The following is a 25608-nucleotide window of genomic DNA, read 5'->3' on the forward strand; positions in this document are numbered from 1 at the left end:
TAGCCAGCGCAGCTGGACCACCGCGGGATGCACAGTCCACCGGGTGCAATCACTCTTGGGACGGGTGTTCAAATCGGTTTGAGAGAGTCCTCGTAGCGACTACAGAGATGACGGCACTGCCGACTTTCGTTGACGTCGCCACCACCACTCGCTAGTCGTCGCTCACAGTAAGCGCGGGGACGTCGTCGGGCCGCTCCTCCTCGGTCCAGTCGAGTGACCAGCGATAGTAGTCGCCTCGATACCAGCCTGATTCGGAGTCGTACCGGAGACGCTGAAAGATGACGAGGTACTCGACCGGGTCAGCGTGTCCCGGCAACACGCAGGGCCTGATGTCGACGTCGCATACCCGGCCAGTCGTTTCGAGGAACTGTGTCACGAGTGCGACGGCGTCGGGCCACGTGTCGACTCGAATCTGTCCGTACTCGTCGAACTGGTCAGCTAACCACCGTGGGTGTGGCAGGTCAGTCATGGTTCTCCACTCACTCGTGGAACGCACAAATCACGCTCACGAGCGTAGAGGCTGCCGTCGACGTATCAGAAAGCAGCTGAGTGTAGGAGGAGACCAGCTGACCAGCACGCAAATAGCGTCCACCGTCGACATCCAGTTCGGACTCACCTCTGGACAGCAGTTAACCAACAGTCCGAGTGAATCAGATCCTACTGTTGGTTAACCGAACACCTCGTTTTCGCTCTGCTGCAGACTGTGTCGACAACATCACACCACCACAGTTTGCGAGAATCGTACCCACGGCCGCGAGTACTTGTACCGAGTGCATCGGCCTGTCGACGCGAGTAGCGACAGTGGTTGGTTGACACCATTAGGTAGTGTACACTCAGGACCACCGATGTCAACAAAGAGTGGTCGCATAACTCGACGATGCAGTAAATACAGAGAATCGCGGTATCGCGAAGGTCGCCAAAACACCTACAGATTAATTATATAGAAAGACAACAAATATTGTTCATGAGTGATGAAGATATTGGGGCAGACACTCCACCACTTACGCTAAAAATCGTAGAAGCCGTGGCAGAGCTAAAGCGGGTAGACAGTGCACAACTGCCCCCACTCGGCAGCGTGATTAACCCCGATGCACTCAATGAGCTGTTTACGGACTCCTCAACGGTAAGAAAGCACCAGCAAGCCTTCGTCTGCTTCCAATACTGTGACTATACAGTCTTTGCCTACGACGATCACAGCATCATGGTTGAGCACCACCCTGACCACACGATGGCATAGCGAATATGACCGATCCCAGTCGCCAGACCCATCGTGGAACCCGCCGCCGATTCGGACGAAATACCTAATACTGTCCTGCAGAAAGCGCCGGTAAGAACGACAATGTCGAGTGACACAGTCTGGGTCAAGAAACGGGGTCCAGTCGGGGCAGGGGCCACCGTACACATTCACACAGATCCAGACTGCCAACCGCTCCAACAAGCAACCGCTGTCGAAAAAACGGAGCGACAGAAACTGCCGGATCACTGGCCCGACTGTTCGCTCTGTGCTGGGACTGCCGCGACAGGTGGCGTTTCGGAAGGCGAAAACACGCACACCCGCCGGAAACTCCTCGAAGAGACTGATCCAGACACCCTCCCGTAGTGCTGGCGACGAGCGGCGTTGCGCGGCCATTCTTTAGCGCCGACGTGGCGAACGCTAGTCGGACCAGTTATGATCACTGCAGCTACTATTCGGGACAGACAACATCTGCACAGGCCGGACATTCAGCCCAGATGCCAGTCGTACCGTCGGATTTCTCGTACTCGACTAACACCCAGGCAGCAGAGATGCTCGCTCTGCATTCTGGACACCGACCAAGCGTCGACGCATCACGGGTCATGGAAAGGGGGAAGGAACGTGTGACAGGTGCCTTCCACGAGAGTGTGATTCGGCCACGAAAATAAGCGTTTGGTGGTGTATTGTCGCTATGTCCGGCGGTTTCGAGTAAAATGGATCTCCGGAAGGGTTACATCGGTGCCCCGTGCAGTGCAGGCAACGATGGGTGTCCGCACAGTCCTCAAGCAGCTCCTCGGCGACGAGGTGACCGTCGCTGTCGAATGTCGACAGTGCGGTACAACGGTCGCTCCTGAGACCCACAAGTGTGACGCGTGTGGGGCGACCGCGTTTTGTCGATACGAAATTCCAGAGTAACCAGCCCGAGACAGATCGGAGTGTGCCGTCGGCATCGTCCAACACGAGCCTGAGAGCATCCGTGAGACGGCGCGTCTCGTCGACCGGGATGTCAATCAGATCCACCGGAATTTGAAAGAGCTATAGGAACTCTACCTCGTCGAGCTCGTCGACGACGGCCAATCGAAGCAGCCATCGGTTTGTACGACACGATCAATATCGACCTCCCGCTTGTGGCGCCGGATGTTGCCTCGGACGAAGCAACAGCGTGAGTCAGGAGACCAACGGCCGGTGAAAGACCAGTCAGCTTGTCCAGTTCACTAGACGGTCGATTGAGAGAGGGACATGTCGGTGTTATTTGCTCTCCGTGTCCGAGACGATCTCATACGTTGCGGTGATCTAATGCAGAAGGGGTTGGACCGTGCCCGCGACTGCAGATACTTGTGGTGAGGTATTGCTCAGTCACCGTGAGCAACGACAAAGCTGGTGATGGTGCCGACCTACACGAGCCTAGCTCCACCGTTCGACCGTAGCACTTCGCCAGTGACATTCGGGTTCTGGAGCATGAAACAGACCGCGTCCGCAATATCCGCTGGATCCGCGATTTGACCGATCGGGATATCTTCGGCTGCCTGTTCGCGCATCTCAGCGGTCATTCCGACTGTATCGACGATTTTCGGGCTCACTGCTGATATCCGAACTGGGGCGTATTCGACCGCGAGATACCGGGTTAGACACTCTACAGCTGCGTTCACGACTCCGCTGGCGAAGTAGTCGGGCTGTGGATCCACGGATGATTCTCCGCTGAGGAAGACGATCGCGCCGTCCTCGGGTAGCACGTCGCGGGCAGCCTCAGCCGCATAGTAGTACCCGAAAAACTTCACATCGAAGGCCTTCCTAAGTTGGGCCTCGCTTATATCAAACCCAGTTGGGATATGCGCTGGCGTACACACGAGGTAGTCGGCGTCGAATTCGGTGAACAGGCTCTTGACATCCGCACGAACGGTGATATCAAGAGGATGTTCCGTCGCGTTCGGACCCAGTGTGTTCGCGGCCTCCTGCCGACGGTCGTCGTCGCGGGCAGCGATGACGACGTCCCCGCCCGAGTCGATAATCTGTTCTGCGGTGGCGTAGCCGATACCCGAACTGCCACCAATCACGATAGTCTGTGTGTCAGTGAAAGTCACACGCACTCTAAGAAGAGCTGTCCTATTGAATGCTTGCCAGTGTAACCCTCAAAGACCTGTTTCGTGATACTGAAGCCAGTCTCCAGAAATCTTCAACAGCTTCAGTATGCGATTTGCTGGAAGGGGAGGACTGGGTTGACAATGACGTCCTGTGGCGTGTACAGAGTTCAGGTGTACTGTGGGTCGTGTCCTCCCCGCCGCAATAATTCATGTGGTATGTTAATAAAGAACGCGGATACTAGATCATGTAACCATTCCTCTGCAAAGTGATAGCCGAAATGATGGCTGAAATGGAAACGGTTAGGCCGTGGGCAACGCGGTGAATACGGTGGGTTGCGGCGAGGTACGCGCTTGCGCCGAGCGCAACGTTCTGTCGGTACCGAGTGATTAGCACCACCAGAAGGACACTCTCGAAGATCAGCTCACATATTCAAAGCTGTTGCTGACAGCCATTTATGAACGAATTGAGCCGGGAGCCAACGTCTCGGTCGACACTTAGGAGGAGACTGTGACACTCTTCGTGTGAGAACTGGAAGACGAAAGCCTTCTCGTGGTAATGGATGAGAGTCTGCCTGCTGCCGAGAGGAGCGTCGTTGGTGGTCTCGTTGGTCAACTCAGGAACCTCTCTGAACGTGTCCACTACTGTCTTGTACTCTTCAGCAGTGTACCTATCCTTGAGATCATCTCGGAGATATATCAATTCACAGTCGTCCTCATACACAATCGCAATCGTCCGTAGCGCGTCATCGACAGTGCTTCGAGCATACTCTGCTAACTCCGCACTGGTCTTGTGAGGCATATGCGACCTGTCACGAGGTGATCTATTAGTATTGAGGGGCGCAAAGCTACCGAAGTTGCGAGGAAGGCTGGCAACGTTGACGACAGCAGGCCGACGGTGTCGGTAGGGACCGCGCCCGCGACTGCAGGCACGGTGGACCGCAGCGAGGCGCGCGCTTGCGCCGATGCAGCGCTCCGTCGTCCTCGTGAGCGACAGCGAACGAGGGCCCGGCAAACGAACGGAGTGAGTCTGCCGGCGGCGCCGCGCGCGGTCACACACGATTTGCCCACACTGTCGACACCCAGGCCGGCTGGCCCACGCGAGCACACCACCCGGGATACCGAGTATCTCGGACACCCAGCTTGACTGACCAACGCGACGCGCTGAGCAGTACCCCGTTCCAGTCCGTGCACGCGATTGGCTCGTCGCCGCCCTGGTGTGCCGGTGGGCGGCGACGAGGCCGCGTGCGCGAGGTGGCTGCGCGCCGGCCTGTCCCACCGCGACGAGACGGCGCCGGTCGACTGACCGGCCGGGACTTGACTAGTCGCCGAGCGTCACCGCCACAGCCATGTCCATATCCATCCGGGTAGCCCATGCGTGGGTATCAGACTCAGCATCCCACGGAGCCAGTCTGGGACTGTCACCGGCACAGCCGAAGGAGGCCCGACAGTCGCCGGTCGGGGCTGGCCCGTCGCCACGGTCGAGAATGCACATGGTGGTGTCGCTCGTGACCGAGACAGTTTTCAGCCCGTTGTACTCGTCGGGTTTGCCCCCACAGATACGCACGCGGTCGCCTTCGTGGAGCGTGCGAACCATCCGGCCACCGTGGACGGACTTGACCCAGACGGTGACCTTCGCCGTGTCACCGGCGTCGTCCTCGACGTACGCCACCTGATACTGATTCGGCGCGTCCGGGTCGTCGATGAGATGCGTGACCGTCCCCTCGATGGTGGTCTCGTAGGCGTAGGGGTTCACGTCCGCAACCGGGACCGGCGTGTTCATCGCGGCCCGCGCACTGAGGAGTGCGCCAAACACGCCATCGAACACTGACCCGCCATCGCCGGTGTGGTCGGCCACGAGTCGGCTCGCGGCGGCCCGAGAGATGCCCGTCTGGTCGCTCACGCGGACGGCATCCTGATTCACGTCGGCCAGCGTCGCGGCGTCCATGTCAGCCCGTGGGTCGGCCTCGGCTTCGAAGCCGTCGGCCCGGTCGGTCTCACTCGTGGTGAGCTGGCGGGCGGACGTTTCGCGGTCGACGTCGTCAGCGTGGGCATCGCGTGCCGTCTCGGCGTGCCGGGCTTGCTCGGCTTCACGGCCATGGCGTTCCTCTTGTTGAGCCAGCGTCTCGCCAACGCGACGGTTCGGGCCGACTTCGGTCGAGCGGGTCCAGTCGTAATCCGTCTGGCGTTCGTAGTAGTTCCCGCGCGAGTCGTGGCCACGGTTGGGGCGGTAATCGAGTTCGTCGCCGTTCGCGGTTTCGGCGACGGCTTCGAGCATATGCTCGGCTCCCTCGACGTGGGCACTAAGGCGGACCGTCTGGTCGAAATCGGACGATGCTTTCTTACCGGCGGAGTCGTTAGCGTACATTGTCTTACCGTAGTCCACGGAAAGACACTTGCCGGATGTGCCAGCATCCGGTTTTCCTGCAGCGCAAAACGGCTTCGAGAGCGCCGCGTGTCGTGCCTTTCCGTATATAATGCCATGAGTGCTATACACTTAAAACTAACGACTAAATAGATTTGGTTCAAGTGTATTAGAACGAGAATAGTGGTGTTCTATTGCCCGATTCCAGATCCCAGTTCCCGGCCGATTTAGTATATAAAGGCTAATCGAGGTGCCACCCTCGACGGCGGGGGACCTCGTCTGCGGTGCGGTTGCGGTCACGGTGAGCATCCCGAGGGACCAACCGAGTGCCGGATGGGTGAAAGCCCGGCAGCGCAACGGAGTGAGCAGCCCGGACCACAGCGAGCGGTGCGCGGCCGCTTGCGGCCGCGCCGACGAACGACGCTGTCGTGAGTCAGCGAGCGTCCTCGTTCCGGCGAGGGAGGGCGGTCCCGAGGGTTCTTGCTGTACTGGTGGGTCTGAAAGGGGCACGCCGCTGGCGCGTGTCCTGGTCGTCTCAGCGACCCCTATCCGAACGGAGTGAGGATATGTCGCTGAGCGACCGCCAGCGGCGTGGGGCTTTCAAGTTGTGCTGGGCCGACGTCGACGCCGTGGTTGCGGAGATATAGCTTTCACAATCTGGTGTCATTTCAGGCGTACTGTTGTTAGTGCCGTCTAATCACTCTGCAATACTGTGTCCATTCCTGCCCCGAACGATCACCTACAGAAAGGCTCAATCGTAGTCACCGTACTGCGATCTACTGTAGAGCTTCTCGCACTTGAATCAGCTATTCCACTGCCATCTGTACTCAGATGGACCCTAGTGCCGACCATCCCGGCTATCATTTGAATGTTACAGTCGCCCAGCGGCGGCTGACGACGCTATCTGTGACTCATCAGGGAATTCCTTCCCACGCCAGTCCGTCAGTCCCATGCCAACTGCACACCGGTTTCGCGGCTATCACGCCTGACTGCCAGCCCTTCGCTGTATTCTACCGGAAAGACGATGTCTGTGGTCCACTGTCTGCCCTCCTCCTCGACCAGCTAGACACTGATAGGTCGCTAGGCGACACAGCCGACGACGAGAGTGCCGACTGCCAACTGTAGTGCAGTCGGCCGCTCTCGGCCAGAACGGGTAGCCACGCGAAAGCCTCCAGCCTCAACGAATTGGACGGCGAAGCCGTGAGCGAGTAGGGAAGGGGAGTTTCCCTCTCACCTGGCGTTCGAACTCTCACGACGATTTCGAACACGTGGGGTGAGTCATTAGCAGAATATCGTACGCTCACGTCGACACTAGTGGATATATTTCGAGTTTCTGAATCTTTCCGGCGACACAGTAGTCGCCGAGAGTCTATCGCCTGCGTTTTGGCTCGCGACCGAGTACACTCGCAACGGATTCGATTCGATCCTCGACGTGCTGTTCGCGACTCCGCTGTTCGTCGACTTCGAGAGAGGTGATGACGCGGCTGGCTTCGACAGCGTTGTGTGCTGCGTGGACGGCGTCAAACACCTCGTCGATGTCCTCAGCCTCGATGACCGTATCCGTCGCAGTCAGTTCATACGAGACGTCAAAGTCATCGAGTGCGTCGATTGCCTGTGCGATGTCCTCGGAGAGGCTCCCGTCTTGGACCGGAATCACTTCGAATCTAGCGATGACTGACATGGATTCTCCTCTAAGTTGGTTGGGCGTGAGGCAAGCCACCCCCAGCCACATTGAGCTACGTTAACGATCAACATATAGATTCGTGATGTGTGTCTCTGACAATTATCCACGAATTTATTTCGTCCGATGCGACTCAGATGGTCGATCTGGATATCGACAAAGGTCTTGCAGAGTCTCCTCGAGACCCATTGCTTCCGAATTCGTCGCCCTCTGTACCTACGACATCATTTGGAGTTCGCCACCGAAAATCAAGGCCATGTGACTGTTCGAATGAGTCGATTCTGACGATATCAAGTTCAATCTGCTGTTGGAACAGGTGACACCGCTCAGTCTTCGGTTGTCGGCTCCGTGTAGGTGCAGGGGAGAGAAACAGGTATGCGATGTCATACCGTATATTCGACGTGAGGGGGGGGAAATGAGCGACAAACTGAAACGCATGGTGGGCCGCTGGCCCGGTCCATACGAATACGAGTGTACCGTCTGTGGTCGTCCCAGTCTGAGTGGTCGCCCTGTCAAAACTGTGATGACGCTGTAGAGTGCCCCCCACAGTGAGTACCTCGTCACCCGTAGACCCCAAACCGTAATGGACTCCGACAGCACCAGTTCGTGTACAGAACTCTATCTCGAAGAGAGCACTGTGGATCGGCTTGATAGTAGTTCGCTCTATTCGGCAAAACGTTGCATACAGAGTTGGCGGACTGTTCGTGGAACGAGAGGGTGTTAGCGACATTGCCATCTTGCTCCCCGCGCTGGACAGCGCGTACTGCTCTATCTCTCGTTTTGTTAGCCTGTTCGGTAGCGCAGCCGCGGCGACATATACGTACGACCCTCCCGAGATACAAACGGGGAACGTCACCTCGCCTGCAAACGGATCTACCTTCGTAGCGGTTCGGCCAGATCGAGAGTAGTAACTGATCACTATATAACACATATTAGACATTCATTTGATATTTTCCAATGTGTAGCTCACTCCAGAAAGCTTATTGTCACTTGTCAAGGCTATAGTCGTATCTCGTATTGATGGTTTCTGGACGGTGTGGAGGAATGTCTTGGGCGAGATACCACCAAATGGGGACAAAAATGCCAACATACGTCAGCTTATTTCAGAAGACCGACGAAGGGCGAGTACTCACGCTTGAAGACACGCAGCGTCGACGGACACGCTGGAAGGAGATCGTTAAGCGGAGAGGCGGAGAAATCAAAGGTCTCTACTATGGATTCGGCCAGTATGATATCGTCGCGATAGTTGAGGTCCCTGATACTGAATCGATAGCGAAAGTCCAGCTCGCCTACGAGCAAATGGGGCTAACACACGTAGAGAGCTTTGAGGTGTTCGAAGCAGACGAGTGGGACATTATCCTCGAAGATGCGCTCGTATAGTGGAGCTTCTGAGGAATCTCCACAGCTTGATCACACACCACTCTAAGTGAAAATATACACATCTATTGGATATCTGTTTTAGTATAATTGTATCAGGGATATATAAGTTACAACAGAATACGACCTGCCAGTGATCGTAGAGAGCGATCCACTGCCAAGCAGATCGAAAAAGACCGCTCAGCCACCCCTAACCAATCTCTCGTGCTGTTCTGTGAGTTCATTGGCCATCACTTTCTCGAGTGCAGGCTGTAGTTGTGCCATATTCGGTCCGGGTTCAAGTGTATCGTCCTCCTGGTTGTAAACGATGACGCCGTCCTCGATGAGGCAGGGGAGATAGTCGTGGTACAGCGTCATGTAGATTTCAAGTCGCTCGTCCGGAAGTTCGCCGGCTGCGACGCCGAAGTCCCACTCTGTGACGTAATCGGCGACCCGCGCCAGTGTTACCGGTGTAGTAAACACCCTGAGACTATACAGGGTATACCGGCGGTAGCGCGACGACATGATCTCGTGTTGTTTGTCGGTCGTGAGCGAGTTCGGCCCATCTGTATCCGACACTGATGGCGTCATTACTGATGATTTTGACACCACTCTTCGCTCGTGTCGCCACGGGCCGCTTCCAGCATCGCAGTCACTGTGTCGACTTCACGACAGAGTTCGGTAAGCAAGTCAGCCAGTTCCTCGTCTTCGTCACTCAACTCCGTCTGAACCCGGTTCAGATGATATGCGGCTTCTACGACCCGAACACGTGGTGAGAGGGCATCACGGTCAGTCATCGAAACCACCATCCTGTGATCTAGCGACAGACACCGAGGAAGGCAGTGACTGGACGTAGAATTCGAGCTGTGGCACTGTGGTGTCGGCACCAGTCATGCCATCGCACCTCCGACGAATGGGTCTTCCGTCTCTGCTTCGAGGCGGTCGAGACCGTCTGTGACAGTGTGAACGCACTCTCCGTCAGCATGTGGGAACACAGTCGTAAGCGTGTCGTCTACGTAGACTGCCAGACACAGTATCGGGGGAACGATCTCTTCTCGGCTCTCGTCAGCCAGCATCGGAGTCATGTCGCGTGTCTGGAATCCGGGACAGAGTGAGTAGCCGCGTTCGTTCGCCCAGTCCCTGAACTCTGAGATTGTCTCACGATACACAGCTGTGTGTTCTGGATCCGTCGCTCTGGGCGTCGTCTCGATGGGCTCCCAGACGTGACTAGTCACGGAGCCGATCCGGCCGGCTCGCTGGAGGCGCTGTAGCCGCTCGTAGGCCTCCTCCTGAGCGTCACGAACACAGGTGGGCGAGTTCCCTCGCAGCCAGAGTTCAACGTGAGTTCCTGTCTCGACACGCTTTTCCTGTTCTTCCGGCTCTGTGTCGGCCCGATCAGATTGGTGCTCAGCAGATCTCATCAGTGTCTCCCCGATAGAAGTAGCCTGTCACTGTCCGTCCTGTCAGCTTCTGCAGTCGCCAGCTGTCTGTACCGGTCGTCCTTGCCAGTAGGTGTTGCTGCATAGAGTTGTCCGCGTGTAACGGCCATCCCAGACCAGGCGACAGTCCAGCTAATCTCTTCAAATTAGACATGCACGTTTGATTCTGATGGTTGCAGGGAGAAAGGTTCCCTAGAACTACCTAGAGTGGTCACGAACCGTGATCGCGCAGTACTGTTCCATTACACACGCGTTTCGCCGTCTAAAGCCGGGATCGAGTCGACTATCCCTGCCGGCAGAAACACACATAGTGTTGATAACTACATGACAGGATTGGCAGAAGCCGCGAGAACACACCGGCCAACCAGATGTGACCCGTTCCCAGAACGGGCTGAAGCAGTTAAAGACACTCCTGTTCGAAGAAGACCGTCAAGAGTTGGTGGAGTGCATGTCGAAGGTGGTAGTGAAGCGTCGATGATGCGATGTCCATTGTTTCTGCGAGGTCCTCGGCCGTGCTCTCGCGTGGCCAGGCGTAGTAGCCCGGGTGTAGGCTGTACTGAGGGCTGCTTCCTGTTTTGTGGTTAACTGATTGCTGATTTGGTCTACGATCGTGGGTATCGTCGTCATCGGACGATCGACCGATCGCTTGCTGATGAGTTCGACAGTCGGCGTTACGTCTCCAGCGGCGTCTACGATAGCTCGAATATCACTCTCGGGTGCGACCTCGGCGGTGACGTGGATATCCCCCTCGGCCGCACATGCTGCTCTGATCGACGCGCCATGATCTGCGAGGACATGGAGTACGTTCTGGCTCGGATCGCTGATAGCGACTTCAATGAGTGCTTGCCGGTCGGCAGCAGGATCACGCACGACAGTACACGTGTCGATAAACGGGACAGTCATCAGTCTGTCGCAGAGCTGCGATGGCTCGGCGCCCGCGACAGTGAAATATTGATTGATCACACCGTCGCTGACTGGGACGTGTCGCTCGAACGTGAGTTCGCACTCTAACTGACTCGTTACCTCGCCGAACACGCTGGTGGTGTTCCGCATCTGTAGTTGGAGTTCGATAGTGGTTTCGGCCGTGAGAGAGCGCCGGCTGTGCACCCGTTGGATGGCTAAGGCAATCGTCTGTCCGAGGTCACCGAGGACGTCCCGTTCGGCCTCAGTGATGGTATGATCACGGGGTGCATAGACGACCAGTACCCCATAGGTCGTCTCACCGGTCGTCAGAGGAACTGCCGCGAGCGTGTGGTGATCGTGCGCAAGAGCAATCTCCCGTCGAGCATCCGGAAACGCATCCGCAGTCACGATATCGTTGACGACCTGAACCTCGCCAGACCGGAGCGCTGTCGTGGCTGGTCCACTCTCCGTTGGAATGGTCTCGACATAGGGATCCTCGACACCAGCGACCGTCTGCGGGGTCACAGCCATATCGTCGGTCATCTCCTGACTCATCGTGCCGATCCAGGCGGCTTGATAGAGGTCTGACTCGGTAAGATGGTCACAGACTGCAGTTTCGATCTCGTCGCGAGTCGCTGTGTTCTGGAGTCCCTGGGTAATTCCCCGGATGAGCGTATTGATCCGATGGAGATCTGCCAACTCGTCACGCCGGCGCTTGAGCGTCCGCTCGTGCGTCTTTCGATCAGTAATATCACGAGCGATGAAGACAACTGTCTCGCGACCGTACGCACCGTCCGTTACCGCTGCGGCGCGTCCTTCGAAACAGCGAGTCCCCGCTGGCACGTCAAGGTCGTACTCGACGGACTGGAGCTCCCCCGTCTCGATGGCGTCGTGAATTGTTGCGAGGAGCACGTCCGCAGTATCTGACGGAAGGACCTCGTGGAGTGTCTGTCCGAGTAACTCGTCGGGGTCGGTATAGAGGAGCTCTGACGTCGTCGGATGGGCGAGATAGTCCAGGTATCGTCCCTCCGAATCGAAGAGGAAACCGAGGTCAGGAAAGGCAGTCTCGAGAGCAGTGAGCTGATCGGTGTACTGCTCACGTTCGATTTCGCGACTCACCCAGTTACTGAGGAATTCGATAAACGTCACCGCCCAGTCCGGGAACTCATCAGCTCGTGCCTCCATACTGTAAAAACAAAAGGTCCCAGATGCCTCGCCGTCGACAATTACTGGCGCGCCGAGATAACTGGCGATGCCCCACGTCGGGTCCGCTAACTCCGGAGCCTCCATCTCGACGTCTCGGAGGACCAGTGTCTGCTCTGTTTCGACGACGTGCTCGCAGTTGGGCAGTTCCGCGAGCGGGACGGTGTCACCTGCCTGTAGATCGGAGTCAACTGGTGTCGCGACCGCCTCAAAGCGGTACTCGTCGTTCGAGACGTACGACAACGTCGCATACTCGGTCCCGAATGCTGCTCGAACGGTCTCCAGGAGTGCATCGATCTGCTCGTCGAACGACCGGGCAGAATCGACCATGATCTCGTAAGCGTCGGTGAGCGCCTGTTCGCGTTCTTTGCGGTCGGTGATGTCGCGAACGTACACAGAGAAGCCAGTGGCAGACGGATAGATACGCGCCTCAACCCAACTGTCGAGTGGCGCAGAGTACCGTTCGAACTCGGTGATTTGTTGGGTATCGAGCGCCTTGTGGAACGCGTCATAGGCCTCAGTCTCCCTGGCGTCTGGGTATTCTTCCCAGAGGCACTCGCCGAGAAGCGCCTCGGCGTCAGCCTGCAGGAGTTCCTCAGCGGATTCGTTGACGTACGTGAATCGGAACTCCTCGTCGACGACGTAGAACGCGTCACTGATCCAGTTGTAGACCTCACAGACTTCCCGGTCGTAACCAGCGTGCGTGCGAGACGTGTCCACCGCATTGGCCACACGCTTGGCAAAATTAGACGGTATTCCATCGTCAGTGGGAATGTAATCCGTGACGCCAGCCTTGATGGCCTCGCTGGCAACGGTCTCGTCCCCGTCGCGAGCGACGAGGATAAACGGCAGATTTGAATGCGTCTCGCGAATCTCCCGGAGCAATGCGATCCCGTTGGTATCCTCGAGACGGTATGTACTAATGATGCAGTCGACCTCCGGAGAAATGTGGAGATAGTCGGCTGATGTTGCAGTTGCCGTGACTGAAAACCCTGCTTGTTCGAGAGTGGCTGCGTGTGCGTGGGCCCTTTGCTTATTTGGCCCGATACAAAGCACCTGATCTGCCTTGACGCCCATGTCAATTGTCCCACTCTATTGGATGCACCGTGAAAAGTATCGTGTCTCGTTCGTTTCGACAATGTCTGTCAATCTATGGAGCAGGTATTTAAATCCACCCAGTGTATTGGACATTACTGGTTCCAGCGAAGCCACGCTACAAGCGACTAGACCAATGCGCGAAGCTATTCTCCACCTCAGTGACTCTCAACTTGCAGCGGCCGGCCTCAAGAATCTCATCGAGACGGTGAGGGCGGCGGGCTTCCGAGACGTGACCGAACTCGTCTGTCACGGTCCGGGCGGTATCATCCTGTTACAGGTTGAGGAGCCACTCCCCGAGACTGACTTGGACGACTTCGACGCGATCGTCTGGTGGGAACGACTCGCCACGTCCTCGTCAGGCGTGACCTATCTGTGTAAAGTCAGCGCGCCAGATCTCGCCGAGGATTTCCCCATCCACGAGCATGGTGTCGCACACGACGTCTCCGACGTCTGTGAAGGTGGACTCGAGTTCTCGGTCATCGGCTCACAGGCCGATATCGGGCAGACGGTATCGACTGCCGGCGAAGCAGGTCTGAACGTGCTCCTCGAGCGCTTGACTGACTACCGTGGCCCGACCTCATACCTCGACGCGCTCACCGACCGCCAGCGGGAGATCGTGCAGACGGCCTACTCGATGGGCTACTATGACGTCCCTCGCGAGGCGTCGACCGACGATGTCGCACACGAAGTCGACCTGGATCCATCGACCGTCGCTGAGCACCTCCAACGAGCTGAGCATAACCTGCTCTCACAGCTGTTCCAGAGAACGGGCCACCCTGTCTAGTCGGAGGCCTATTCCGGGCCATACCAGAGAGAACGCCACGATGGTGGCTCACCGCTGATATGGAGTTCCAATATCGGGGATATCACGAGCCAGCTGGTGGGCGACATCCATTGGTATCGCCATGGTGACCGCGTCGGTCTTCGCGGCCCACTCTTCGTACTCCGCGTCGGTCGGGAACGCGTTCGTGTATGGGCAGAACCACTCGTACCCGAGCGACAGGTCGACGTCATCGGCAGCGGGCGCTTCCACGTCAGCAGCGACGCCGAACGACATCACGGCGTCTGGGGGCTCGACGGTCAGCGAGTCCTGACCGGCCTGTATCTCGACGACAGTCCCCGAGGCTGGACTTTCACTGCGAATCGTGACCGGGTCGTCTGCCTCGCGGAGAAATGGGACGACGAGGGCGTCGAGCACGCAGTGGAAATACAGTGGTTCACCGTCGATGATCGCTTCGTGGCGGGACGTCTCGGTGGTACACAGCGTCTCCATGTCGACTGTCAGTCCGACATCCTCAGCGACAGCGGAGGTGATCGTGACCCAATCTCCGAGCGTCGCGGGGGGTCGCGGCAGGGCAAACGCGGTCTGCAGTTGGTCAGCGACTGCGGGGGGAATTTCGCGTTCTCGGTACGTGCTGGAGGGCTGATTGGTCACGGGATGTCTCACCTCGACCGGTTGTACGCCAACGGTGGCTGTCGGCCTTTCTCCCAGCCTCTTGGGTGGCTTTATCTCCTCGACAGATCGTGGTTGGGTGGCTCGACAAGTGTTCCCCAGTCGAGCCATCCCAGTAGCGGTTCAGGCGACACGGCCGATCGCCCGGGCGAGTTCGAGCGCATCCTTCATGGTGGTCGGAATGGTGATGGCGTCGACCTCAGCGGCCCACGTCTCGTACTCTTCCTGGGATAGGAAGACGTTGCCGTACGGGCAGAATAGACTGTACGCGAGGATCGGGCTCGGAACGTCCTGGGGTGGCGCCTCGACGTTGGCGGCGACGCCGAACGACATGACGACGTCTGACGGGGTGGCTTCGATCTCGGTTTCGGTCACCCAGAGTTCGATCGGTTCACCGCTCACCGGACTCTCCGTCTCAATCTCGACGGTATCGACATCATCGGCCAGGAACGGCACGATAATCGGATCCTGGAAGCACTGGTAGTGTTGGGTCTGCCCGTTGAAGGTTGCTCTGTGCGGGGAGTCGTCGATCGTACAGAGCATGTCCATGTCCACGTCGATGTCGTCGCGGTCGGCGAGGAACGCGAGGGCATCGACCCAGTCGCCGAACGTCTTGGGACGCTCGTCGAGTCCGAGTGCGAGTTGTAGCTGGTCACCGAGTGGCGTCGGGACCTCTGGACCACGATACTCTGTACCTTCGATGGAATCGCTCATCAGGGAATTCCTCCATCTGTTCAGATACCGCAGACAGCCGAGGGCGTTGCTCCCAACTGACGGGAGAGACTTATGACGAGTCTGGAAACGGTGTACTGACGGCCACATCTTTCCGCTATAAACCTCCCCAACAGGACGGGAGATAGGACATTGGACGAACAACGACGTCTATGCAGGTGTGATGGACACCGACTCCAAATCGACCACGGAAGGGATCGAACTGCCGACTGACTTCGCCGAACACGTAGCTACCGTAAGCAGACTCGACGAGCCACCGTCGACCCTTGAGGAGTGGTGGACAGAGCTGCTCGACCAGTTCTCGGAACTCGACCGGGGGGTGACGCTCGCGGACCTGTACAGCGAGAGCCCGAACCGACACGAAGTACACGTGAACGACCGCGTTCGGTACACGTACTGTGCGATGGATGCCCTTGCGGCGGCGGTGATGGAAGCACAATCCGTCGTCCGCGTACGCTCGGTTGACCCCGTGTCTGGAACCCCGGTGTGGTTCACAGTTAGTGACGGCTCCGTGGCAGTGTCACCCGAAGGGGCATTGGTCTGTTACGGGTCGACCATAGACGTCCAGGACGTCGAGGCCGCGGGGTCGCTCGCCGAGTGGGCCGTGCAGGACGACAAAGACGAGATTCAGGCGGCGGTCTGCCAGTACACGAACGCCTTCGAGAGCGAGGTCACCTACGAGCAGTGGGCCTCGGAAACCGGGAGCGCAACCGCTCCGCTCCCCCCAGCTAACCTCGTACCCTTGCTACAGAAATTTCTCGGGGAATCCAGCTAGCTGAACGGAGCACGCGTGACCTGATTGTGCATGGTCCACAGCTCTCGAAACCTGTCTTTCGCGAGTTGTCTCCATCGACTCACCTGCTCCATCCGGTCCTCTCCGGTGTCAATCAGCGTAGTACTATAATCCTCCTTTGGAATAAAGTGGAAACGTCAGTGATGGGGTGGGGCTGATAAGGAATCCCACTCGGAGTCGTGATTGAATGACGCGAACAGACCCTCGGGGTTGTCGAAGTGGAGCCACGCGTGTAACGTCCACCAGTTACGGTGTTCGATGACGACGTCGTGACCGTACGCCTCGCGGCGGTACTGCTCAGCGAGATTCTCGACGGCGGCGAACTCACTCGTCCACTCGGTGTAGTGGACGAGGTCGCCGACCTGATAGCGCAGTCGCCACTGGGGAGCCCGGGGGGACGGTGCGTCGCTCGTAGTGGCGTCTGTGGGGTCTGTCTGGGCCATCACCGGCCACCCCCGTCGACCTGAACCCACTGGCCGGACAGCGATCGCCACCACGTCACGCCTCGCGACGGCCGAGACGTGAGCGGCGCCGATGCTGTCAGTACGATCCCATTTCCAAAATTCTTATATGAGTGGTGGCTGAGTAGCCACTCGCAGGCAGTCGTGCTGTCAGAGGCACTCGCGGCGACGGTCAATCCACCATGCTGGCGGCGCTGCGGCGCCGTCAGCTGGTGCGATATTGTACAGCGACCCACACCTTTACATATGCGAATGCTAGACACACAGCTACGGCCTCGACCACTGCCGTGCCTCTGACAGCCATCGGTCGTCGGGGCCTGATTCTGTTGCTGAGCACTGGCCAGCGGCTGCGTGGGCCACATCAGTCCTCACGCGCCCGGAGCGCATAGCCATCGATCCCAGGGCCTTCGAGCGGCCGACACTCGTCCCAGGGCACACAGAACCTTGCAAGCCCTGTGGCGCGCCGGACGGCGATCGTCACGTCCTCGCGGTGGAGCCGATCGTCGACCGAGGCATGCAGCCGCCAGATAGTCTCCTCGGCTAACTCGGAGAGTAACACGCCGGTGACAGTCTCAGCATCGTCGTCAACGCCGGTGACGAGCAGCCGTGGGGCACGCTCGAGTTCGGTGCAGCGACGATCTCGCCGACGGCGGGACACCGCGTGGCCGTCATAGGTGGCTCACCTCCCGAGTGAGAGCGGCCATGGCGTCGTACGCACTATCCCGCGTGCGTGAGCGGGGCGCCGGTGGCGTCCGACGACGTCCTGCGGCATATGCTGCGAGCACACCTGGTCTCTCAACTGCAGGCGTCGGGCCCCACCGGTCGCGTTGCTGTGTGACCAGCAGGGGGCCTCGTAGTGAATCCCCACGAACCAGCGGAGACCGACGGTGGCGGAAGACTGTGGCTCGTCGTTTCAGGCAGCGGTAAGTACATCTATGCTGGCCAGCCTCTACCCCTGTGCTGGCACAGGGCGGATTGCGTTGTGCTGGCTGGTTGTCAGAGGCAGACGATGGGGCGCCCTGTCGCTGGCGGCGATGGGGCGGGCCGTCGTTTCGACACCGTGTTGACACGAGTCCACAGCAATAGCTATCTACACCTACAGCGTAGCGCCTGCTAGGACTCCAGACAGTCACCACAGCGCCTGTGGATTCATGCCTCTGACAGCATCGACTGCCGGAGTCCCCGTTTCCACTCGCTGAGCGACGGCACCACACTGGGCGGACGTTCATCGTCGCTCACCCCGTTCGACGGCACTGCTGTGTCGTCCAGTGCTCCAGGTCTTCGTCGGCGGCTCCGTGGTCGGCCCAACAATGATAGGGATGGCTGCGCAAGCTGGGCGTGGGCTCTGGGACACAACTGTTGTCCATGACCAACGACCGTGTCGCGAACCCCCCAGAGTCCGTTTCTGTGCGACTGACTCAGTCCCGCAGGCCCGTGACTGCCTACTGGCAGTCGGGAGCGGCCACTCGGTGGCTGGCGTCGCCCATCGTGGATCGCCGTCGGCGGGCGCCCCAGGCGTGCTGGCGACAGACGTAATGGGCGTGGCCGTCGAGCATCTAAGTGGCCGCTGGCGCACAACCATTGTCATGGATGGAGTGCTGTGCACCACCGCCAGCGGCCATTGGTGTGTCCGTGGGGCCGTCCGCTCGGCCGCACGTTGATCGGGAGGCTGGTGAGCCGATGGCTCGGCGAGATGGCGGTCGGCATCGGGCCGGGAAGCTGTCGTGTGGTCGACTGGGGCACGCGTGACGACCTCGTGGTCGAGGCGTGTCTCGCGGGACTGCTCGCAGTGGTCGTTAGCCGATACGCGGTCGTGATCGTGACTGGGAAGCGGGGTCTGATCGTGGGACATTGAAAGAACGGGGGCTCGGATCGGCTCCGAGCGGGCCAGTGACGGGCGTCATGGACCTCAGACACGCGAGGACCTGGCCGCGACGGCCGCGCAGTCTGACTGGGGACCAGCCGATACCCGTGGGTGTGGCGTCGGGTGACGGCTCCGACGCAGACGGGACGAGTTCGCTCGCGACCGGTCGGTCCGATCGACCGGACTGGCCGGGCAATCGTCGGGCGGACAGTACGGCCATGGCCGAGCGGGGACGAGGCGGGGACAGAGGCGACACTCGCCACGCGACGGTCTCGCCCCACAATCATCGTGACTCCTCCTGGTCGGTGGTAGGCGGCGTGGGGAGCCCGACGGTGAAATCGGAGGCGAGCCACTGGTTGGGGTTGACCTTGTTGAAGATGACGAACCCGACAGCGACCCCGATGACACCGATACTGACTCCACGGACGCTGAGACCGAGACGCCGACGGACAGCGATACCAGCACGTCGAGTACGACCACGGAGATTCCCTACGCCGTCCGCCGCCAGACCGTCAAAGAGGACCGCACGCACGAACTGGTTATCTTCGCTCGCGACGAGTTTCAAGAGCTCGAAGACGAGGTCCGCCGCGCCGTCGCCGACGAACGACGCTGTCGTGAGTCAGCGAGCGTCCTCGTTCCGGCGAGGGAGGGCGGTCCCGAGGGTTCCTGCTGTACTGGTGGGTCTGAAAGGGGCACACCGCTGGCGCGTGCCCTGGTCGCCTCAGCGACCCCTATCCGAACAGAGTGAGGATATGTCGCTGAGGCGACCGCCAGCGGCGTGGGGCTTTCAAGTTGTGCTGGATCGACGTCGACGTCGTCGTTGCTGTTGTTGTGATTTAGCGGTCATAATCAGGTGTCATTTCAGGCGTACCGTTGTTATCGCCGCCAAGTCGCCCCGTAAGACTGCGTCCACTCCTACCTCAAACAATCTCTCCACATGAATGCCCAATCGTAGTCCCAGTACTGCAACCAATTGTAATCCCACGTGTAGGACCAGTAGACTGTGTCATGTCTCGGCTGCCTGAACCCCTGTGAACACCACTGTAGACCTTCCCGGCCAGCAACCAACTGGGAGAGCCGCTCGGCGGTGGCTGACGCCGCTGCCTGTGCCACACCAGGGAAACCCCTTCTCACCCCACTCTGTCAGTCCCACGCCAACTGCACACTGTTCTTGCGGCGATCACTCCCGGTCGCCAGCCCAACGCGATAGTCCACCGTAAATCCGGTGTGTCAGCACACTGTTCACCCATCTCGTTTCTCGGCTTGAGACCTCCCCTCATAGTTAGCCGACACAATCGACATCAAGAACCAACTTGCAGCTGCGTCACCCTGGATTGAGGGGCGCCGACGAGCATGCTATCGGTACTGTCGTGGTGCTCCGGGGCTTACTCGGCGACAACCAGTACCGTTGCCTCCGACAGCTCCCGAACGCGAGACGGTGCGATCGGAAAGACCGCCTCGGGTGTGCCGGCCGCCGCCCAGACGGTGTCGAACTCCGTCAGGGTCTCATCAAACAGGACCGGAACCGCGGCGTCGTGACAGATTGGTGGGACACCGCCAATTGACCAGCCGATCCGGTCTTTGACCCGCCCAGCGTCGGCCATCGATACCGGCTCCTCCGGGACGTCAAAATGGGCGGCAACCTTCGACTCGCTCACGCGGTTGGCACCACTGGTCACGACCACCACCAGGTCGTCGTCAACGGACATGACGATACTGCTGGCAATCTGGGCGAGCTCGCAGCCGACCGCATCGGCTGCGTCGGCGGCCGTCTTCGTTCCCTCGGGGAACTCGTGGACATCGATCTCGACGCCGTACTGCTCGCGGGCTCGATCGACGAACTGCTCGGCACTCGGGTGCATACCTGCCCTATCATTTCTCCCGACAAAAGCTCCTCCGGAGCCACCGTACAGACACCGGGCGTCGCTTATTCGTCTGGAATTACCCCGCCGTATTCATCACGGCCAACCTGTCGGTCACAGATACCCATGACTGGCGAATGTATGGAAACTCCTGCTACCACAACTAGAGCGGTGTGACCCACTCGGGCGCACAGTCGTGGGTGCCGCCGTAGATCGATCCGTCGGAATACTGGTCGGCGTCGGCCTCGACGGCGACAATCACGTCGCCGGCGCTTCGTGAGATTCCGGTGACGGTGCCAACGAACGCGTCAAGTGGGCCGATACCCTCGGACCAGTCAACGTGTACTCGGCCGCCGTCGTCGAACGCGTACTGCTCGAAGCTGACGTCTTGGTGGTTGCTCATTAGAAGTGCCTCCAGTCTTCGAGGGGGAGCACAAAATTGGGAGGGAGCTGGCTAACCAACAGGGGCGGCGAATCTGACGATATGTTGGTTAGCACAATGCCGCTGGGGACTGCAGACGGTTCGCTGCCACACTCTTTCCGATCCGTCACACCTGTTGTGACGCCGTCGACCGCACCCACAGGGTCGCTCGTGTTACGAACACTCACTCTACCTCTGAACCAAAGGGGGTTCTGTCCAGTCCTGCAGCTAACGAACAGCGGTGTCGACGACAGCAGGGCACGTGCTGTCGCGTCCCCACAGCCAGTTCATAGCCGAAACGTGTCTCAGTACGCCGGCGTCACACTATGGCCCCACCACCCCCAGTCACAACGGGTGTGACGCCACCAGTCGTTACTTTGCCCGCACTGCCAGTCAGCAAGTCCAAGCCAACATAGCGTTGCTCCAGCAAGCCCTGTGCGGTCGCCATGTCCAGCGCTAGGATCTCGGTCTGGCTCTGTCGACGGCCGACCTGTCGCGTCTTCTGGACCAGATCCGTCCCGCCGAGTTCCTGCAGTGTGTCCCACACCCGCGCGAGCGTCTGGCGATGGGGAATCCTCCCAAGTTCAGCAAGCAATGCGTCCTCGACGTCGTCTTTCGTCAGGAACACGCCACTACCGTCACTCCGTTCGGTGGCGAACTCCGGCCAGCGTTTGGCGACCGCGATCGCTCGGTAGGTGTTCTGGCGATTGGACTGCTCGACGAACACCTGCTTGAGTGTCTGCTGGCGACAGTTCGCGAAGAAGTCCAGTGGTGAGGAACTGGGCTCGACACCCTCTGGGAGTGCTTTGGCGTCTTCCTGGTGGTCGGCATCGGCGTCGAGCTGTTGGGCTTTCGCGATCGCACTCTTCGCGACGTCGTGAGTCTTTGCCTGCTCGGCTTCGACGTCGTCGAGACGGCTCGCGTTTTCGGCGGCGTCGCCGACCGCTGTGGTCGCGACATCATGCGTGCGGTCGAAATCTGCTTCGAGATCGGCTATCCGCGTCTGCAAGTGGTCGATGGTCGCGATTAGTTCCTCAAGAACACTCGAAACGAGGGGTGAGACCGACCCCTCTAGCTGGTCGACGAGGGACTGGAGCGTCTCAGTATCCAGCGCAGACTGGCCGCTGTCCATGTCGAACTGGTCGGCCAGCGCCGCGTCGTCAGTCTCGGGGTTCTGTTCGGCACAACTGTCCTGTTGGGTCGCGTCATCCATAGGGACCACAGGGCCCGTCTCCGGAATCGAACCGAGCAGTGCCGACCACGGCACGGGCTATCGATGCCTCTCTCGAGACGGCGTATCCACTGGCTCACCTCAGACTGCCTCGTAGCTAGGTGGACGTCGTGGGAGCCACCCCACAGCGGCTGGTTGTCCCGGTGGGATGCCGCCGGCAACAGTCAATGCTGTCGGATGTACCCATCAGATGTCACCACCTGTGATGGTCGTGGGTCGACGGGCTGTCCGTCGGCAGTGTGAAATGAAGCGGTAGTTACATGTATGCTGGACTGCGTTTTGACTAGCGCCGGAACAGAGGAGTTCGCTTTGTCCCGGAGTGCTGTCAGAGGCACGCGATGTCGACCCCCATCGACGAGCACGATGGGGCGTCGAATCGCTTCGGCCAGTCGTGATAGATGGCCAAGAGAAACAGATATGTTTCTCGGTAACATAGGACCCAAAAGGATTCCAGTCAGTCACCACACTCGCTGTGGACCCATGCCTCTGACAGCATCGACTGGCTGGATTCCAGTTTCTGGACGCTGAGCTGCGCCCTCGTGGAATCGCTGGACGGTCCGTCATCGATGCCCACTCCCGTCGGCAACGGGTCGCGGACAGTCGCACAGACTGGTTAGCGTCTCGGCCTGCTGTTGGAGTTGGTGTTGGCCAGCGTCGGTCAGCGTATACGTGTTCGTGCGGCCGTCGACGTAGTCGCGCTGGAAGCCGGTCAGCTCGTGGTAGGTCGTCATGCTCGGGCTCCCTTGGTGAGACTGATCGATTGAGTGTGTGGGCGAAGGGACTGTACTCTGGTGGTTCGGGATCGGTGAATTCGTGGGCGGACGGCCGTTGGCGAGCGATGCGACTCGTCGAGGTAGGCTGGGATGCTGTCATATGTGCGGTGCGACGCCGCTGTCGTTATGGGCGTCGTCTATTTCATACTGTTACATTGACCGCACTTATTGTTTTCCACGTGTCTAACTATATACTCGTGTCCAATATTATCAGCAAAGTTATAAATTGCCACGAGCGAGTATATCCGCTATCGATGGGAGATCGTGGCCCAGACCAGCGTGTTTCAGATGACGACATACTCAAAGAAATTGCTCTGTGTCCCGATCCAATCGTTACCGCGTCTGAGCTCGCTGAAAAACTGCCCTATAGCCGGCAGCGAGTGAATCAAATTTTGGATGAGTTCGTAGAGAACGGGTGGGTCGATGAGCGTGAAGTAGGCGCTCGTGCGATAGTATATTGGCTAACTCCGGAAGGGCAGCAAGAAATTGCGAAGAGCTAGTTTTCAGCAATCCACCAGCCAACTGCCCTACTTCCCGCTTCCTTCCGTTCAACAACCCCTTTTTCAAGCAGCTTCTGTAGTCTGTAGTGGATTGCCTGACGCTGGACATCTAGCTCGTCAGCGATTTCCGTTGCTGTGAGGAATGGAGCATCAGCTTCTTCGAACTGATTTAGAATCTCTTCTGTCGTAATCTGACCTCTATCAACTGCCATTAGCTGCCAATTTGTTCACACGAGACAAAGGTTTTATGGGTATTAGACACGTGTAAAAAGTTAAGGAACGCACGTGTCGCTGGTCGATTTCTCACGAAATCGTCCCGGTGCTGAGACACCGAGACGCGTGGTTCCGTCCTAGAACCAATGGCAACTACGCAACCGAACCCTCAAGAACGTATTGCACGCCAACTACTCACCCAGTCGCCAGGCCTGTTTCTCGGCCTTGACTGCGACGACGCCGTGCAGTACTGGGACAGTTACGAGCGCACCGTCGCTATTGTTCCACGTGACACTACCTCTGTCAAGGACGCCGAGACGTTCGAGCTAGACGTGACGCCCTGCGGGACGCTCAGTGACTGGTGTCGGCACGTCCGTGGAACGCGTGGCTGGGACGTTGGGCCGCATGTTGGTGGCTCAATGGTCGGCGACCTCGTGCGAGGTGCCGAGGCATGAGCTGTACCGTAAAGCAGCGCGATCAGGTGCGGCGTGCCGCTCAGGCTATTCGGGACGCAGTTCCTACCGTGGCCGTCGATGTCGTCGCGCCAAACGCTAGTCAATACGACGCGTGGACGCTTGACGCCGTGTTGCGTAGTTCGGACGGTATACCGTCCGAGGTATTGCGTGAGTTGGCGATCGCTGGAATGACGCTTCGGCCGACGCCGTCGCAAGCCGGGTACCAGCACGTGACGGCGACAGTGTGACTCTGAATATACTTAACCAACAATCGGAGCACATCCCACCGACTGTTGGTTAGTCTTCATCGCGCCGTTCTCGGAACGTCCTTTCTTCCCCGTTATACTGCTGAAGCAACTATTCAGTAGGTGTTCGAACGTTCTGTGTGCTCAATCACTCCGGAACTCGTTGAGAGCGATAATGACGTACAGCAGGCCAACAACGCGCGTCCCTGTGTACACCCACGGCTTCCACTCTGGCGAGGTTGGTTCTGTGTACGCGAGATCCGATCCATACTCCACGTAGGTTCGTGGGAAGAAGAGTGCAAGCAGGCCGATGAGACCAAGAAATCTCTTGAACGCCGAATACGATTCCTCACTCCGCCATACCAGCCAGAGAATGATCACTCCCTCAAGTCGAGCACTCGGAACTACCCACGACCGCCAGTCACACTCGCCGGAATTTTCGAGAGCAATTCGTTCGGCAGACTCAAGCAACGTCCCTGGAGCAAGCACCTCAACGGCACCGACCACAGTGAGCACCTTGCGAAGCATAGGGATACGTTTGCTGTCCGTGAAGATGAACACCGCGGCACCACAGACCCAGCAGGTGAGTAATTGTCTGCACTGAGCATCGCGCTTACTCTTAGTCAACGGCACCGGCGCCGCCCACTATTTGTTCAGGGTTGTGGAGGACGACGATGCAGAGAAAGTCGAGTTGGCCGAGACGCCCTTCCGAATACTCGGCGAGCGGTGCAAATACACGCACGAGGAGGATGCTAGGACGTCATCCCGTACGTCGGCGGCTCACTGGACGCCAATCTCGGCAATACTCCTGATGCGGGTGCTACATTAACCCCAAGCGAGTGTGCGGGAGAGGTGGCTCGTCCGGAAGCGCCACGAGGTTAGCCTCTCGGAATGTTCGGCGAGCGCCAATCGCCGTCCGCACCAACTCGACCAACCGGCAGCAGCCCCTTACGGGGTGATCTTGAAGTCAGAGCGTCTCCCCCAGAACCTGGGGGGTGAGGGGAATCCTACCAACGACACACTGGGGTAGCACGTCGACGATCACTCGCTGCTCAGACATCCGCAACTGGCGACCCGACGTCGAGTATAGCTACCGCTTCGCGGCTCCGACCCATGAAACCGTGACCTTTGACGACCGCGACCGCGCCGAGCGGTATCAGGACGTCTACGTGACTGTGGGGATCTTCGACGAGGGTACGGGTGCCCGTTGAACATCGCGGCGGCCGGCAAAGCCGTGATAGCGACCTA

28 protein-coding genes and 1 pseudogene are annotated in these 25608 nt (G+C 58.8%); 8 read left to right on the forward strand and 21 right to left on the reverse strand.

Annotation, left to right across the window (positions count from 1 at the left end):
• Positions 1-151 precede the first annotated feature (151 nt).
• Positions 152-469, reverse strand: coding sequence for a hypothetical protein (locus G9465_RS23570; protein WP_166975446.1), 318 nt, complete (start codon positions 467-469; stop codon positions 152-154).
• A 495-nt stretch (positions 470-964) separates the two neighbouring features.
• Here G9465_RS23570 and G9465_RS23575 point away from each other — a divergent pair, with 495 nt between their 5' ends.
• Positions 965-1237, forward strand: coding sequence for a HalOD1 output domain-containing protein (locus G9465_RS23575; protein ID WP_166975449.1), 273 nt, complete (start codon positions 965-967; stop codon positions 1235-1237).
• Positions 1238-2628: 1391 nt separating this feature from the next.
• Here G9465_RS23575 and G9465_RS23580 read toward each other — a convergent pair.
• The 4 genes from G9465_RS23580 to G9465_RS23595 all read right to left on the reverse strand — a co-directional run bounded on the left by G9465_RS23580 (position 2629) and on the right by G9465_RS23595 (position 7358).
• Entirely contained in the window at positions 2629-3315 is a 687-nt protein-coding gene (locus tag G9465_RS23580; protein ID WP_166975452.1) for an SDR family oxidoreductase, read from the reverse strand.
• A gap of 430 nt (positions 3316-3745) precedes the next feature.
• Positions 3746-4036 carry a hypothetical protein gene (locus G9465_RS23585; RefSeq protein WP_166975455.1) on the reverse strand — a complete coding sequence of 97 codons (291 nt, stop codon included), beginning with the start codon at positions 4034-4036 and terminating at the stop codon, positions 3746-3748.
• Positions 4037-4633: 597 nt separating this feature from the next.
• A complete protein-coding gene (locus tag G9465_RS23590) occupies positions 4634-5680 on the reverse strand; it encodes a hypothetical protein (RefSeq protein ID WP_166975457.1) in 1047 nt (348 codons plus the stop codon).
• A gap of 1366 nt (positions 5681-7046) precedes the next feature.
• Positions 7047-7358 (reverse strand): MTH1187 family thiamine-binding protein, encoded by a 312-nt coding sequence (locus tag G9465_RS23595; protein ID WP_166975459.1) that lies wholly within the window; start codon positions 7356-7358, stop codon positions 7047-7049.
• 1068 nt (positions 7359-8426) lie between these two features.
• On the opposite strand from G9465_RS23595, the gene G9465_RS23600 reads away from it, so the two are divergent.
• A complete protein-coding gene (locus G9465_RS23600; protein ID WP_166975462.1) occupies positions 8427-8738 on the forward strand; it encodes a GYD domain-containing protein in 312 nt (103 codons plus the stop codon).
• Between the two features lie 177 nt (positions 8739-8915).
• Here G9465_RS23600 and G9465_RS23605 read toward each other — a convergent pair whose 3' ends face one another.
• The 5 genes and pseudogenes from G9465_RS23605 to G9465_RS23620 form a co-directional block, all read right to left on the reverse strand.
• Entirely contained in the window at positions 8916-9305 is a 390-nt protein-coding gene (locus tag G9465_RS23605; RefSeq protein WP_166975464.1) for a hypothetical protein, read from the reverse strand.
• Positions 9305-9511 (reverse strand): hypothetical protein, encoded by a 207-nt coding sequence (locus G9465_RS23610; RefSeq protein WP_166975467.1) that lies wholly within the window; start codon positions 9509-9511, stop codon positions 9305-9307. Before G9465_RS23610 ends, G9465_RS23605 begins: the two co-directional genes overlap by 1 nt.
• Before the next feature lie 93 nt (positions 9512-9604).
• A complete protein-coding gene (locus G9465_RS23615) occupies positions 9605-10135 on the reverse strand; it encodes an HTH domain-containing protein (RefSeq protein WP_166975469.1) in 531 nt (176 codons plus the stop codon).
• A gap of 418 nt (positions 10136-10553) precedes the next feature.
• Positions 10554-10796: a helix-turn-helix domain-containing protein gene (locus G9465_RS26515; RefSeq protein WP_227015883.1), complete on the reverse strand. Its 243-nt coding sequence runs from the start codon at positions 10794-10796 to the stop codon at positions 10554-10556.
• 35 nt (positions 10797-10831) lie between these two features.
• Positions 10832-13336, reverse strand: a pseudogene (locus G9465_RS23620) (GAF domain-containing protein); the annotation flags it as partial.
• Positions 13337-13490: 154 nt separating this feature from the next.
• On the opposite strand from G9465_RS23620, the gene G9465_RS23625 reads away from it, so the two are divergent.
• Positions 13491-14141, forward strand: coding sequence for a helix-turn-helix domain-containing protein (locus G9465_RS23625; RefSeq protein ID WP_166975474.1), 651 nt, complete (start codon positions 13491-13493; stop codon positions 14139-14141).
• 48 nt (positions 14142-14189) lie between these two features.
• Here G9465_RS23625 and merB (G9465_RS23630) read toward each other — a convergent pair whose 3' ends face one another.
• Entirely contained in the window at positions 14190-14630 is a 441-nt protein-coding gene (merB, locus tag G9465_RS23630; protein WP_166975476.1) for an organomercurial lyase, read from the reverse strand.
• Positions 14631-14933: 303 nt separating this feature from the next.
• Positions 14934-15524, reverse strand: coding sequence for an organomercurial lyase (merB, locus tag G9465_RS23635; RefSeq protein ID WP_166975479.1), 591 nt, complete (start codon positions 15522-15524; stop codon positions 14934-14936).
• Between the two features lie 181 nt (positions 15525-15705).
• Between merB (G9465_RS23635) and merB (G9465_RS23640) the strand changes: the two genes are divergently transcribed.
• The gene (merB, locus tag G9465_RS23640; protein WP_166975481.1) at positions 15706-16317 is read left to right on the forward strand and encodes an organomercurial lyase; all 612 of its coding nucleotides are present in this window, start codon (positions 15706-15708) and stop codon (positions 16315-16317) included.
• Between the two features lie 155 nt (positions 16318-16472).
• Here merB (G9465_RS23640) and G9465_RS26365 read toward each other — a convergent pair whose 3' ends face one another.
• Complete coding sequence (locus G9465_RS26365; RefSeq protein WP_349674922.1) at positions 16473-16778, reverse strand: hypothetical protein; 306 nt, start codon at positions 16776-16778, stop codon at positions 16473-16475.
• A gap of 379 nt (positions 16779-17157) precedes the next feature.
• Positions 17158-17454 (reverse strand): hypothetical protein, encoded by a 297-nt coding sequence (locus G9465_RS23650; RefSeq protein ID WP_166975484.1) that lies wholly within the window; start codon positions 17452-17454, stop codon positions 17158-17160.
• A 1014-nt stretch (positions 17455-18468) separates the two neighbouring features.
• On the opposite strand from G9465_RS23650, the gene G9465_RS23655 reads away from it, so the two are divergent.
• Positions 18469-18651 carry a hypothetical protein gene (locus tag G9465_RS23655; RefSeq protein WP_166975485.1) on the forward strand — a complete coding sequence of 61 codons (183 nt, stop codon included), beginning with the start codon at positions 18469-18471 and terminating at the stop codon, positions 18649-18651.
• A 292-nt stretch (positions 18652-18943) separates the two neighbouring features.
• Here G9465_RS23655 and G9465_RS23660 read toward each other — a convergent pair whose 3' ends face one another.
• From G9465_RS23660 to G9465_RS23680, 5 genes are all read right to left on the reverse strand, one after another.
• Positions 18944-19225, reverse strand: a complete 282-nt coding sequence (locus tag G9465_RS23660) for a hypothetical protein (RefSeq protein WP_166975487.1) — start codon at positions 19223-19225, stop codon at positions 18944-18946.
• Positions 19226-20045: 820 nt separating this feature from the next.
• The gene (locus G9465_RS23665) at positions 20046-20522 is read right to left on the reverse strand and encodes a YbaK/EbsC family protein (RefSeq protein WP_166975489.1); all 477 of its coding nucleotides are present in this window, start codon (positions 20520-20522) and stop codon (positions 20046-20048) included.
• Between the two features lie 163 nt (positions 20523-20685).
• Positions 20686-20925 (reverse strand): hypothetical protein, encoded by a 240-nt coding sequence (locus G9465_RS23670; RefSeq protein ID WP_166975491.1) that lies wholly within the window; start codon positions 20923-20925, stop codon positions 20686-20688.
• 337 nt (positions 20926-21262) lie between these two features.
• Positions 21263-22156 (reverse strand): hypothetical protein, encoded by an 894-nt coding sequence (locus G9465_RS23675; RefSeq protein WP_166975493.1) that lies wholly within the window; start codon positions 22154-22156, stop codon positions 21263-21265.
• 578 nt (positions 22157-22734) lie between these two features.
• Positions 22735-22905 (reverse strand): hypothetical protein, encoded by a 171-nt coding sequence (locus tag G9465_RS23680; protein WP_166975495.1) that lies wholly within the window; start codon positions 22903-22905, stop codon positions 22735-22737.
• Between the two features lie 296 nt (positions 22906-23201).
• Between G9465_RS23680 and G9465_RS23685 the strand changes: the two genes are divergently transcribed.
• A complete protein-coding gene (locus tag G9465_RS23685) occupies positions 23202-23447 on the forward strand; it encodes a MarR family winged helix-turn-helix transcriptional regulator (RefSeq protein ID WP_166975780.1) in 246 nt (81 codons plus the stop codon).
• Here the strand turns inward: G9465_RS23685 and G9465_RS23690 are convergent.
• Positions 23444-23659: a winged helix-turn-helix domain-containing protein gene (locus G9465_RS23690; protein ID WP_166975497.1), complete on the reverse strand. Its 216-nt coding sequence runs from the start codon at positions 23657-23659 to the stop codon at positions 23444-23446. The genes G9465_RS23685 and G9465_RS23690 overlap by 4 nt on opposite strands.
• 147 nt (positions 23660-23806) lie before the next feature.
• Between G9465_RS23690 and G9465_RS23695 the strand changes: the two genes are divergently transcribed.
• Entirely contained in the window at positions 23807-24115 is a 309-nt protein-coding gene (locus G9465_RS23695; RefSeq protein WP_166975499.1) for a hypothetical protein, read from the forward strand.
• Complete coding sequence (locus G9465_RS25965) at positions 24112-24363, forward strand: hypothetical protein (protein WP_227015867.1); 252 nt, start codon at positions 24112-24114, stop codon at positions 24361-24363. The genes G9465_RS23695 and G9465_RS25965 overlap by 4 nt, the downstream gene beginning before the upstream one ends.
• Positions 24364-24504: 141 nt before the next feature.
• On the opposite strand, the gene G9465_RS23700 is transcribed toward G9465_RS25965, so the two are convergent.
• Positions 24505-24888 carry a hypothetical protein gene (locus G9465_RS23700; protein WP_166975501.1) on the reverse strand — a complete coding sequence of 128 codons (384 nt, stop codon included), beginning with the start codon at positions 24886-24888 and terminating at the stop codon, positions 24505-24507.
• Between the last annotated feature and the right edge of the window lie 720 nt (positions 24889-25608).

Origin of the sequence: Haloarcula sp. JP-L23 (assembly GCF_011602445.1) — an archaeon.
GTDB classification, from domain to species: domain Archaea; phylum Halobacteriota; class Halobacteria; order Halobacteriales; family Haloarculaceae; genus Haloarcula; species Haloarcula pellucida.